This window comes from Jeotgalicoccus nanhaiensis (assembly GCF_015235105.1).
Lineage (GTDB): Bacteria > Bacillota > Bacilli > Staphylococcales > Salinicoccaceae > Jeotgalicoccus > Jeotgalicoccus nanhaiensis.
The window spans coordinates 22,011-34,261 of the sequence record NZ_JADGLW010000010.1 but is presented as its reverse complement, the minus strand read 5'-3'; the positions used below and the strand labels follow the sequence as shown (position 1 = coordinate 34,261).

The 12,251-nt window shown below is 40.1% G+C and carries 11 protein-coding genes; 2 read left to right on the top strand and 9 right to left on the bottom strand.

The window, feature by feature from the left end:
* Window positions 1–85: 85 nt before the first annotated feature.
* On the top strand, window positions 86–1,045 hold the full coding sequence (locus IR135_RS10675; protein ID WP_135099251.1) for a threonine ammonia-lyase: 960 nt from the start codon (window positions 86–88) through the stop codon (window positions 1,043–1,045).
* A gap of 52 nt (window positions 1,046–1,097) precedes the next feature.
* On the opposite strand, the gene IR135_RS10670 is transcribed toward IR135_RS10675, so the two are convergent.
* The 6 genes from IR135_RS10670 to IR135_RS10645 all read right to left on the bottom strand — a co-directional run bounded on the left by IR135_RS10670 (window position 1,098) and on the right by IR135_RS10645 (window position 7,960).
* Window positions 1,098–2,315 carry a DUF819 domain-containing protein gene (locus IR135_RS10670; protein WP_135099249.1) on the bottom strand — a complete coding sequence of 406 codons (1,218 nt, stop codon included), beginning with the start codon at window positions 2,313–2,315 and terminating at the stop codon, window positions 1,098–1,100.
* A gap of 133 nt (window positions 2,316–2,448) precedes the next feature.
* Complete coding sequence (locus IR135_RS10665; protein ID WP_135099247.1) at window positions 2,449–3,276, bottom strand: exodeoxyribonuclease III; 828 nt, start codon at window positions 3,274–3,276, stop codon at window positions 2,449–2,451.
* 11 nt (window positions 3,277–3,287) lie between these two features.
* The gene (gene rlmD, locus IR135_RS10660; protein ID WP_135099245.1) at window positions 3,288–4,655 is read right to left on the bottom strand and encodes a 23S rRNA (uracil(1939)-C(5))-methyltransferase RlmD; all 1,368 of its coding nucleotides are present in this window, start codon (window positions 4,653–4,655) and stop codon (window positions 3,288–3,290) included.
* A 25-nt stretch (window positions 4,656–4,680) separates the two neighbouring features.
* Entirely contained in the window at window positions 4,681–6,447 is a 1,767-nt protein-coding gene (locus IR135_RS10655; protein ID WP_135099243.1) for a 5'-nucleotidase C-terminal domain-containing protein, read from the bottom strand.
* A 35-nt stretch (window positions 6,448–6,482) separates the two neighbouring features.
* On the bottom strand, window positions 6,483–7,430 hold the full coding sequence (locus IR135_RS10650) for a diacylglycerol kinase (RefSeq protein WP_135099241.1): 948 nt from the start codon (window positions 7,428–7,430) through the stop codon (window positions 6,483–6,485).
* A 23-nt stretch (window positions 7,431–7,453) separates the two neighbouring features.
* Window positions 7,454–7,960 carry a GrpB family protein gene (locus tag IR135_RS10645; protein WP_135099239.1) on the bottom strand — a complete coding sequence of 169 codons (507 nt, stop codon included), beginning with the start codon at window positions 7,958–7,960 and terminating at the stop codon, window positions 7,454–7,456.
* 121 nt (window positions 7,961–8,081) lie between these two features.
* Here IR135_RS10645 and IR135_RS10640 point away from each other — a divergent pair, with 121 nt between their 5' ends.
* On the top strand, window positions 8,082–8,834 hold the full coding sequence (locus IR135_RS10640; RefSeq protein WP_135099237.1) for a hypothetical protein: 753 nt from the start codon (window positions 8,082–8,084) through the stop codon (window positions 8,832–8,834).
* 149 nt (window positions 8,835–8,983) lie between these two features.
* Here the strand turns inward: IR135_RS10640 and gatB are convergent, their stop codons facing one another.
* The 3 genes from gatB to gatC are packed head-to-tail and all read right to left on the bottom strand — an operon-like array spanning window position 8,984 to window position 12,212.
* A complete protein-coding gene (gene gatB / locus IR135_RS10635) occupies window positions 8,984–10,414 on the bottom strand; it encodes an Asp-tRNA(Asn)/Glu-tRNA(Gln) amidotransferase subunit GatB (RefSeq protein WP_135099235.1) in 1,431 nt (476 codons plus the stop codon).
* A gap of 1 nt (window position 10,415) precedes the next feature.
* On the bottom strand, window positions 10,416–11,894 hold the full coding sequence (gene gatA / locus IR135_RS10630; protein ID WP_115885454.1) for an Asp-tRNA(Asn)/Glu-tRNA(Gln) amidotransferase subunit GatA: 1,479 nt from the start codon (window positions 11,892–11,894) through the stop codon (window positions 10,416–10,418).
* A 15-nt stretch (window positions 11,895–11,909) separates the two neighbouring features.
* Window positions 11,910–12,212 carry an Asp-tRNA(Asn)/Glu-tRNA(Gln) amidotransferase subunit GatC gene (gene gatC, locus IR135_RS10625; protein ID WP_135099233.1) on the bottom strand — a complete coding sequence of 101 codons (303 nt, stop codon included), beginning with the start codon at window positions 12,210–12,212 and terminating at the stop codon, window positions 11,910–11,912.
* Between the last annotated feature and the right edge of the window lie 39 nt (window positions 12,213–12,251).

Genomic DNA, 12,251 nt, shown 5'->3' with positions numbered 1-12,251 from the left:
CAGATAATATTACCAAACATCATATATTTATATTTTCTTCTAATAGAGTTATTATTAAGATAATCAAACAAAGGGAGATGTACATATGACTTTATCATTATCAGATATCAAAGCAGCGCGTGAACGAATTGCGCCTTATGTTATTAAAACTCCGCTTCTCAGACTTCGTAATCTTGAAGAAATCCTCGGCTGTGAAGTGTATGTAAAACTAGAGAATATGCAGCGCACAAACGCTTTTAAGCTTCGCGGTGTAATGAATACAATACTTCAGCTGACAGATGAAGAACTGGAACGCGGTGTAGTTACCTCATCTTCAGGAAATCATGGTCACGCGGTTTCTTACGCTTCAAAATTATTGGGCATTAAAGCAACAGTCGCTGTTCCAGATACTGCCCCGCCATTCAAACTTGAAAAAATTAAAGAGCATGGTGCTGAAATTATTCCGACAACTGTAGAAGAACGCTTTAAGTTACAGGAAAAATTGGTAGAAGAACACGGCTATACGCTGATTCCTCCTTTTAATGACTACCGTGTAATGGCGGGTCAAGGCACTGTCGGTCTTGAGATTTTAGAACAACTCCCGGATATAAATCACATATTCGTTCCGACAAGCGGCGGCGGTTTAGTCGGCGGTATCGCAACAGCTGTCAAAGAATCAGCTGATAATGTTAAAGTACACGGCGTCGAACCTGCCAATCTGCCTAAATTCGCTGCAAGTTTAGAAAATAATGAGATTACACAGGTAGAGAATAAAGGTACAATCGCAGACGGCCTGGTCAGTATTATTCCAGGTGAGAAGAACTTCCCTATCGTGCAAAAATACGTGGATACATTCTATACAGTCAGTGAAGAAGCTATGAAAAAAGGACAGAAATTGCTGCTGATGGAAGCAAAAATACTTGCGGAAATCTCTTCTTCGATCGGGATTGGCGGCGTTCTTAACGGAGAGATTGAAGTAAAACCTGAAGATAAAATCTGTTTTGTGATTACCGGCGGCAACCTTGGTTTTGATCAGCTCAGCTCCATTAGAGATACTGAGTATTAAATATAAAAGCAGATCCTCTCTGGTATGCTCCGGAGAGATTCTGCTTTTATTATTACATTAATGATGTGAACCACAAGCCAAGTGTAGTGCCTATATAGTTGCCGATAATATAACCCAATGTCCCGATGATTAAAATCGGTCCGACGAGTTTTGTCCAGCCGCGTGAAATGGCCATCGCTGCTGCTGTTGTCGGTCCGCCGATGTTGGCATTAGATGCGAGAATGATTTCTTCCAGATTAAACTTGAACAGACGTCCGAAACCAAATGAAATCAGCATGTTTATCAATACAATAATTGCAGCAAATACTAATATTAACGGTGCATTTTGCACAATTAACGGAATCGATGCCGGCACACCGATAACTACGAAAAAGATATAGATAAAGAAAGTTCCAAATTCCTGAGAACCTCTGATGCTCTCGAAATATTTAGGGAAAATGGCGACAAGCAGCAAGGTTAAAGTTGTCAGCATCAAGTAGTCATCACCGATGATACCGCGAAGGATACTTAGAAATACATTGCTGTTTTCAGGTATCAGATCAGCAAAGAAACCTGCCAGACTGAATGACACAGCGACAATTGCAAATGCTGTACCGATTGCTTTTGCGACATCTTTTAATGATATTTCTTTACGTTCCCAGTAGCTGGAAGCCTGGTTGTCACCGGTACCATTTTTCTCCATCTCATCCATATGCGGCGTACCGAACTTGTTTCTGAAGAAAGACACAGTCGGTATCAGAATAAGTACAAAAAAGTAAATTGCCATCAGCAGATTATCCGCTACCACTGTTGATGACACAGTGTCCTGCGGCACATCAAAACGTGTAGCCATGGCAGCGAAGTTTACCCCGCCGCCCGTATAGGATGCACTCAGCATTGCACCGATGTAGTTCAGCTGCGGAATAACTTCTCTAAGTATGAAGAAAGCAGCAATTGTTCCGGAAATTGTTCCTACAGTACTGATTAAAAATATAATCAGCAGCCGTTTACTCTCCTGCCATACTTTTACGATATTCGACTGAAATAAAAGCAGCGGAATCGCAAGCGGCACTACATAAGTCCATACTGTATCATAGACCGGTGAATCCAGCGGTATGACTCCTGTATTACTGAGCAGCATCGCACCGACCAATGCAATAATTGCTCCCGATAATTTCGACGCCCAGCTGTACTTCTGCTCTAAAATAATAGCAATAGCTGCCCAGCCTATTAAAATTGCCCACAGCACCCAATAATTCTCTGGATGTATGAGACTCGTCACCTCTTCCATTTAAATCCCCCTTATGTAAAGTTACTCTTATTCTACTCCAGGTGAATTTCAATTAACAGATAATTATAGATATATTATTAAGATAAAAAACTGTACATCAGCTTTTTCCAAAGCAAATGTACAGTTTTTCCGATTATATTTCTATTTCAAGCAGCACAGGAGTGTGATCTTGTCTTGTGCCGGAATCAATCATTTCTGATTTAATGACTTTTTCGGCAATACGGTTACTTACCAGCCAGTAATCAATTCTCCAGCCTGAATTATTGATTTTGCTCGTTTTTGCACGCTGAGCCCACCATGAGTAAATACCTGTCACATCACCGTGGATATGACGGAAAGTATCGGTAAATCCTCTGTTTAAAAGATTGGTGAATCCCTGACGTTCTTCATCCGTAAAACCTGCAGAACGGCGGTTGCCTTTTGGATTTGCCAAATCAATTTCCCTGTGAGCAACGTTGAAATCACCAGTTGCAAATACCGGTTTGTTTTTATCCAGTGCTTCTAAATAATCTGCATATTTTTGATCCCATACCTGACGTTCATCAAGTCGTTTCAAGGCGCTGCCCGCATTCGGAGTATACACCTGGGTAATGTAAAAATCATCGAATTCCAGTGTCATCATGCGTCCTTCAGCATCCATTGGCTTCGGTGCCCCGATTACAGGATATGATACTTCCGGACTCAGCTCTGATTTATACAAAAACATCGTTCCAGCGTAACCTTTACGCGCCGGTTCTACGGAACTCCGCCAGATAACTTCATAAGCCGGAAATACTTCTTTTAAAATTTCAGCATGTTTTTTAGTCGGTCCTGCTGCCGATAATTTAGTTTCCTGAATCGCAATGACATCGGGATTATGTTCCTGAAGTGACTTTAATACATTACGTGATAATAACGCTCTCGCAGAATCACTGGTCAAAGCGGCGTTTAATGAATCGATATTCCATGAAATAAACTTCAAAATACTTCCTCCTAATTGATAACATCCTGTTGTTTTTCGAGCACAGTAACTGCCTCAATATGTTTAGTTTGAGGAAAAAGATCAACCGGTGTAACTTCCGCTGCTTTAAAGCCGTGTCTCTCCAGGTACTTCATGTCTCTCTGCAGTGTGCTCGGATTACATGAGATGTATACAATCTTCTTCGGTGCAACTTCTATCAGTGCATCAAGGAACTCTGTATGACATCCTTTTCTCGGCGGATCGACGAAGACAACATCAGCGCTAACGCCCTCTTTAACGAGTCTCGGCATTACTTCTTCTGCTTTCCCTAAATAGTAGTCTGCATTATCGATGCCATTCAGTTTCGCATTTTCTTTAGCATCTTCAACTGCACTTTCAACAACTTCAATTCCGATAATTTTGCTGACACGGTCCGATGCTGTAAGACCGATTGAACCGATGCCTGAATACGTATCAATAATTGTTTCATCACCGCTTAGATCGGCCATGTCGAGCCCGATCTGATAGAGCTTTTCTGTCTGTTCATGGTTTACCTGATAAAATGAACGATCGCGTATTTTAAATGATTTTCCAAGCAGCGTATCTGTAATGTAATCATGACCAAGCAGAACGATTGAACGCTGGCCGAAAATCACGTTTGTTTTTTCATCGTTAATATTCTGCACGATACTTTTCACATTCGGAAATGATTCTTTTAATGCTTTTACAATCGATAAAAATTCATTTCTCTTGCCGTTCGTAATAAAGACTACCTGCACTTCGCTATCATCGCTGTTTGAACGGATTACGATATGACGCAGCAGCCCCTGATGTGATTTCTCGTCGTAAATCGATGTATTCTCTTCAATCAGTTTATCTTTTATAAACAGCATAATGTCATTATGAATATCTTTTTGAATATAACAGTGTTCAATATCAACGATGTCGTGTGAACGCGGTTTATAGAAGCCCATAATTACCTGACCGTCAATTTTCTGAACGGGAATTTGTGATTTATTGCGGTAGTATAACGGATCTCCCGTTACCGTATCGTTAATATGAAGGTTCAGTCTTGCCTGCTGATTAATGTTCTGGGCAACGACCTGACGCTTAAATGATGCCTGTTCGGCATCGTTCATTACTTGTATCTGGCAGCCCCCGCATTGGAAGTAATATTCACAGGGCGGCGTCTGACGGTTCGGTGAGGCTTCAAGAATGTTTAAAACTTTGCCGAAAGCATATTTGCTGTTTACCTTGACTGCTTTAAATTCTACCGATTCACCTTTTAAAACATCCGGCAAAAATACCGGATAGCCGTCGACTTTAACTATCCCCATGCCTTCATGTGTATAGTCCTCTACGACTGCTTCATAATTATTATTTTTAGTTATTGCTTTCATGTTAAAACCTCTTATATCATTAATTTTAAAGCTTTACGCTGAATATACTGAAACCGTCGCCGCAGTCTTTTAAATGTTCTACCGGCAGCCCGTCTGTATATTCCGCCGCCGCTGTTGCCGTCGTGAATTTATATGTTCCATGCGGAATAATCGTCATCGGATTATGATATTCAAAAGTCTCTCCGCTTTTTACATACTCTGTCACGATATCCCGTACTGAAATATCCGATTCATATAATATCTCAGCATCTCGTAAAAATGGCACATATGCCACCTTATAATTATTTGCCGGCACGATAAATTCATCTGTATCTTTGATCCGCTTACCTTTGTACGACATTTTAATCACACGTTCCGAATCATTAAGACGGTGTGCTGAACTGACATAGCGTGCCGGTTTTGTTATATCAAAAGTATAATCCAAATCAAAAAATGTATCGAAATTGTAGCCCGGGAAACCGTAGCGTGAGTTATTCGGCTGCAGTATTTCATCGCCTTCATAATCATTAAACGAGGAAGCAGCCCATTCGAGCCACTCTTTCAGTACTTTACCCGTAATTTTAATAATCAGCAGCGTATTTGCATGCTTGTAAATATCGATACTGTCTGCGATGGTCATTTCTCCGGCAGGAATAGCAGTATAATCCTGAGGCCCGTCACGCCCTACTTTTACTGCGGAGTTAAAACCGATAATCGGTATATTGCTTTCTTTCAACGCCGCCCGCTCTTTTGCAAACCATACTGTTGCTTCCGAGACAAACTGCACACCGCGTGATGGTATTACTCTTGTAAAGTAAGTAGTCAGCGGATAATCTGTTTTGCCGATTGGTATATTTAAATAAGCCAGCACCTGTTCATGTTTTTTTTGGTAGTCTGCCAATTCATCATCTTTTAAAACGATGTCTTCTGCGCTGATTAAACTGCTGTCTGCCTGCCTGACCTTCCAGACACCCGAGTCGTACTCCAAATCGAAATTGAGCACACCGAGATGACTTGCAGATACGCCCGGCTGAACCATTGGCATCTTATTGAATGTTCCTGTATCAATATCAAGACGGTCATCTGAAATCAGCAGATCGCCGCTTGGAAACACATCGTGAGTGTGACCGAAAACAATACCATCTATATCTTCCATCATAGCCATTAAGACGGCCTGGTTCTCACCAAGCGGTGTTAAATCGTCATCTGCCTCACTCATACCTGTATGAGATAATAATATAATAATATCAGCGCCGCCATCTTTCAATTGCGCTGTTGTTTCTCTGACCGCTTCAGTCATAGGCTCTGCTTTTACTCTGCCTTCCAGATGGAATTTATCCCATTTTAAAATTTGGGTCGGCACAACACTTAAAAATCCAACTTTAAGAAGGCCGTCAGCGGTTTTTATTTCTTTAATATAACAGGCTCTTATTATTGATTCTAAAGGATCATCCAGAAAATCCACGTTTGAATTCACTATCGGTACAGTAACTTGATTATAAAATTCATTTAAAAAAGGCAGACCAAAATTAAATTCATGGTTGCCTAATCCGATAACATCGTACATCTCATTAATAATACCCGGAACAAGAGCCCTGCTGCTGTTTACACTGTCATATTCACTCCAGACATCCCCCTGAAGCAAATCGCCGTTGTCGGCCGTAATAACAGCTTCGCTGCCGTTCATCGCTTTATATTTATCTATATAAGTCTTGAATTTTAATAATGCATTTTCTTTCGGTTCATTATCAAAATAATTGTACGGATAAATTGCGCCGTGCACATCCGTTGTTGCAAAGACCGTCAGCTTCAAAATATTCACCCCAAAATTTGATATGTACTCAGAACTTACTCGTTTTCTTGATTCAAAAGCTTATAATCATTATCTTCACTGTACAGCTCATTGTAAAACTCATCGGGCACTCTTATTTTTAAAAATTCTTTTAAATTTTTAAAATGGGCAGGAAGCACACCGCCAAATTCACCATCCAGATTCAGCTGTACTTCGTCAAATGAAGTAATTTTCACATCCCGGGCTTTATAATAATGTACTTTAGGATGTTTTAAATGCTCTCCCCGTGTTGCGAGTGACAGTATATGACCAAATTCCGCAAGATTGACATGCTCGAGAATCAGGAGAGTAAAATAACCGTCATTTAATTTTGCATTCGGCACCAGTCTCTCAAAGCCACCGATGGAGTTTGTCAGACCGAGCAGAAATATCATCACTTCGCCTTCGAACAATTCATCATCATATTCAATACGTAAATTAATACTGCGCATCTGGGGAATTAGTTCAATACCCTTGACGTAATACGCCAGAGAACCGATAACTGCTTTCAGTTTGCTCGGTGCTTCATAGGATACTTCCGTAATTTTTCCGCCGCCTGCAATATTCATAAAATATTTGCCGTTCATACTGCCAAGATCCACTTTGCCTGTTCTGCCATTTAAAATAATGCTGACTGCTTCATCAATATCATTGGAAATTTTTAGAGCCCGGGTAAAATCATTGACTGTTCCCATTGGAATTATGCCGAGTTCCGGACGTTTATCGTATTCTGCGAGACCATTAATAACTTCATTAATCGTACCGTCCCCTCCGGAAGCGACGATTAAATCAAAACCCTGTTCACATGCAAAACGCGCAGCATAAGTTGCATCGTTTGGTCCTGTAGTTGCATGAGTACTCGTAATATAGCCCGCCTCTTCGAAACGCTTCAGCACCGCAGGCAGTTTGTCTTGAAAACTTTCTTTGCCGGCAGTGGGATTGTAAATTATTCTCGCTGTTTTCATAAATATCTCCTCTACATATGAAATTATACGCTCGTCAAATGATCTCTTTCTTCCTTAATCATTTGAAAGAGACGATATTTACGTTCATCGTATTCGGCTTCAGTCACTTCATTTTTAAGAAGTGATTTTTTTAATTTTTTATAATGAGTGAAGTACTCGCCTTTCATCAGCATATGCTCTGTGCATATTAATATATCGTTTTTCTTATAGCTTGCACTGCTCATAAAAATCATATTTATATTCTGTCCGTCGACGACTTTTCTCATCACCATATCATCTTTGAAGTAATTAGAGAATTGAGTGACATGAACATATCCTTCAGCAATTAAAATATCTGCAAGATTCCGCACGTCATCATATGATTTAACGATAAAAAGAATATCCATATCGCAGTTATGAGGAATTTGAGTGAACTTTGATGAACCGATATGATGAACTTCAATAATAATGGATTTGAAAAAGTTTAAAATTTCAAAAGCCTGTGCTATATATTTATCTTTAATATTTATATTTAACTTATTTATACTCATACAATCATCCTAAAATAATGTCTTACTTCCGCAATTCATGTATAATAATATTTAAAAGTATTATGTTGCCAACATTATATCATATGTAATGCTTTCAGATATTATTATTTGAGGAGATACCATGAAAAAAGCTTTAGTGATTATACTATTTTTATTGTTTGCTGCCGGAATATATTTCAACTTCATGCATACCGGGTCAATCTCTACGGATGAATCCACTGAAGACACTGCCGGTAATACAGAAGATGACGAAAACGGACAGCAGGAATCAGACAGCACATCACAGGAAGACAGCAGCGAAGAAGAACCGGCTGATAGTACAAATGGTTTAGTATTCAACGAAACAGCTATTCAGGAAAAATATGACGAACGCGTGAGCAGCAATGAGCAGCTTATTATCGATGTACTGCTTCCGGCACACTACAGCGGAGACTTTGCGGAACGTTTAAACCAGCAGTTCGGTTCAAATACAGTTCAGCTTAACCAGATCGATTTGCCGGCCAATACAACTGCGATGAATGAGCTGACAGTTAATGAAAACAGTGATGTCGTTATTATCGATGCACTGCAGATTGCAGATTATAACGATGAAGTCCTGCCGGAAAGAAACTTAAGAAATTTAACTGATGCATATATGGACCTGTATAACACTGGCAAAACAGTGATTATACTTGGGAATCCCAATGCCCATGAACATGAAAACTTACAAGCTGAACTTGAGAACGATGCTGAGTACTTCTTAGAAAATGATTATTTTTATATCGATAATCAGGATGAGATAACAGAAAATCCTTACGATTACGATAACGAACAGATTAATCCTGCACTGGAAGATGAAATGATCAGCAATATTACAAATTATCTGCTGCAATAATTTTAAAAAGGAACCGGAAAAATTCCCGGTTCCTTTTTTATTTTCTTTTATCCCGTCATTGTCGAAGTCACAGTGGCCCGGCGGCATCCAAAAAAATCGCACCTGCCTCCAAAATGGAAGTACAGGTGCGATTTTTAGTTACATATACTTTATCTCTTATTAATTTCTTCAAGAAGGATCTGGTTAACCATTTTAGGGTTAGCCTGTCCTTTTGATTTTTTCATAATCTGTCCGACTAAGAAGCCTATTGCACGGTCTTTACCATTTTTGTAGTCTTCGACTGACTGGTCGTTGGCATCGAGTACTTCTGTTACCATATCTGTCAGCACTGCAGGGTCTGAGATCTGTTCCATGCCAAGATCTTTCGCTACCTGTTTCGCTGTGCCGCCTTTTTCAATCAGCACGGAGAATACTTTCTTCGCCTGCTTGCTTGAAATTGTACCGTCTTCGATAATATTAATCATACCTGTTAAGTTTTCGGCAGTTAATCCTGTATCATCGAGTTCAGTGTTATTTTTGTTGAGATACTCATTAACGTTACCCATTAGCCAGTTTGAAGCCAGTTTAGGGTCTGCTTTATGAGTTTCAACCATGTCACTGAAGAAGTCGGACATTTCTTTTCTCATCGTCAGAATTTCAGCGTCGTATACAGGCAGATCATATTCATTAATGTACTTCTCGCGAAGTTCATCCGGCAATGTCGGAATGCTTGCACGTACGCGTTCTTTCCATTCATCGTCGATATGCAGATGCATTAAATCAGGTTCCGGGAAGTAACGGTAATCATCCGCGCCCTCTTTAACACGCATCAGCACTGTTTCACCTGTTTTTTCATCGTAGCGTCGTGTTTCCTGTTCGATTACACCGCCTGATAACAGCAGCTGCTCTTGGCGTTTCACTTCATGCTCAAGACCTTTTCTGACAAAGTTAAATGAGTTTAAGTTTTTAAGTTCAGTTTTTGTACCGAATTCTTTTTGGCCGACAGGTCTGATTGAAATATTAGCATCACATCTCAGTGATCCTTCTTCCATCTTCACATCGGACACGCCTGTGTACTGGATAATCGATTTGATTTTCTCAAGATATTTATACGCCTCTTCAGGTGTTCTGATATCCGGTTCTGAAACGATTTCCACTAAAGCTGTTCCCTGACGGTTTAAATCGACTAATGAATAGTCTTCTTTGTGAGTTGATTTACCGGCATCTTCTTCAAGGTGAAGACGTGTAATACCGATTGTTTTCTTCTCACCGTCGATTTCGATATCCAGTGAACCGTGTTCTCCGATTGGTTTATCGAATTGTGAAATCTGATATGCTTTCGGATTATCCGGATAATAATAGTTCTTTCTGTCGAACTTAGTATCTTCGGCAATCTGCATGTTTAATGCCATCGCAGCTTTCATACCGTACTCTACTGCGGTTTCATTCAATACAGGCAGTGTGCCCGGGTAGCCGAGTTCCACTACAGAAAGATTCGTATTCGGTTCATGGCCGTAATGCAGAGGGGCATTAGAAAATATTTTTGAATTTGTTTTTAATTCAACGTGAACTTCAAGTCCGATAACTGTTTCAAAATGCATATTACTCCGCCCCCATCGTTAGATTTTTAAGTTCTTCATGCAGGTTGTATACTGTTTCAAACTGATACGCTGCATTATAAATTTTGCGTTCTTCGAAGTGGTTGCCGATCAGCTGCATGCCGATAGGTCTGTTGTCTTCTGTAACTCCGCATGGAATGCTTAAAGAAGGCACTCCTACAAGGTTCGCAGGAATTGTTAAGATATCATTTTTATATTCTTTCGTACCTTCGATTTTAACTTCATCATATTTATGTGCAGGTGTTGTCGTTGTCGGTCCGATAATTAAATCGTAATCCGCTAAAATTCTCTGTACATCATCAGATACTAAACGGCGGAGTTTTTGCGCTTTTAAGTAATAATCATCGTAGTGACCTGCACTTAATACGTATGTTCCAAGTAAGATACGGCGTTTCACTTCATCACCGAATCCTTCTCCGCGTGATTTTTTATATAGTTCTTCCAGTGTATTCGCATTTTCTGAACGGTAACCGAAACGGATTCCGTCGAAACGCGCAAGGTTTGCACTTGCTTCACTTGAAGCGATTAAGTAATAAGAACTTACCACGTACTGAAGATTTGGCATTTCCACTTCTTCAACAATCGCTCCTAAAGATTCAAAACGTTCTTTAGCTTTTAATACTGCTTCAGTTACAGATTCATCGACATCGTCGCCGAGGAATTCTTTAGGCAGTGCCAGTTTCATGCCTTTGATATCTTTTTCGATACCGCTTAAGAAATCAGCATCCTGGTTTCTGGCACTTGTCATATCATTGCTGCTGTCCTCGCCTGAAATCAGTTCAAGCACTTTAGCGTTGTCACGTACTGTACGTGTCATCGGTCCAATCTGATCAAGAGACGATGCGAATGCGACAAGGCCAAAACGTGATACTCTGCCGTAAGTCGGTTTCATACCGACGATACCGCAGAAAGACGCGGGCTGTCTGACTGAACCGCCCGTGTCAGTACCGAGCGCATAAGGAACGAATCCTGCTGCTACTGCTGCAGCCGAACCGCCTGATGAACCGCCTGGTGAGCATTCTAAGTTCCAAGGGTTTTTAGTCGTCTGGAAGTAAGATGTCTCCGACGTTGATCCCATTGCAAATTCATCCATGTTCAGTTTACCCATCAGGATAGAATTTTCATTTTTAAGCTTAGTCATTACTGTAGCATCATAAATCGGTTTAAAGTTATGCAGCATGCGGCTTGCGCATGTGGTTAAAATATCTTTGGTAACGATATTATCTTTAATTCCAGCAGGAATACCAAACAACGCGCCCTCCATCTTATCTTCTTCCTGAAGACGGTCGAGTTCCGCTGCCGTTTCCAATGCCTGTTCTTTAGTTAAAGTAATAAACGACTTGATTGTGCCGTCGTATTTTTCGATTCTGTCAAAAAGAGCACCTACTACTTCAGAAGGTTTGATCTCTTTACTGTGAATTTTACTGTATAGTTCTTCTACTGTTAATTCATTTATATTCACGATTATTAACCCTCCTTAAATCATTCTAGGTACTTTGAATTGTCCTTCTTCTGTAAATTCTGTGTTGCTGAGCGCGTCTTCCTGTGAAACAGGTTCCCCCGCTTTATCTTTACGCAATGAGTCTGAAGTCTCCTGCTGCAGCTGCATTGCATGTGTCATCGGTTCTACATCCGATAAATCCAAGTCATTCAAGCGCTCCGAGTGCGCAACAATACTTTTAATTTTTGTCGATAAATTTTTAAGTTCTTCTTCATCTTTAATTTCTATCTTAGATAACTCAGCCACACGCTGAATTTTCTTTAAATCTAATTCTTCCATGAATGACCCTCCTTCTATAAATACAACATTTAAAGTTTA